At 39.5% G+C, this 301-nt stretch carries 1 protein-coding gene; it reads right to left on the bottom strand.

Going from position 1 to position 301, the window contains the following annotated elements; translation table 11 throughout:
- Window positions 1-77: 77 nt before the first annotated feature.
- Window positions 78-301 (bottom strand): hypothetical protein (locus A3860_RS41615; protein ID WP_216823412.1); only part of this gene is annotated, 224 nt, incomplete at its 5' end.

The raw sequence follows: 301 nt of genomic DNA, 5'->3' as shown, positions 1-301 counted from the left end.
AATATCGACAGGACGTTGTTTAATATCATGTAAATTCTAAAACAATCGCTGCCTTTATCTTCGAACTTCTATGATTATTACTTTGGTTCTACCAATGCCTTTACTGAATTAGGACATGCACTTGAGCAAGCGGTTGAACCTGGATCTGTACTTGTAATAGTGGAACTTCCTGTTGAAGTACCTGTATCGTCAATTGTGTAGGTGTTGGTGCCGTCAACTATCAAGCATCTGTTTGCGACTGTATCGCATGTATAGAGGTGAAAGTTTGCTGTTCTTGCTTTAAATGCAAGTGCACCACCAA

It is taken from the genome of Niastella vici (assembly GCF_002077945.1).
GTDB lineage: Bacteria > Bacteroidota > Bacteroidia > Chitinophagales > Chitinophagaceae > Niastella > Niastella vici.
Note: the sequence above shows the minus strand (reverse complement) of the source record. Positions and strands in the feature narration are given on the sequence as shown.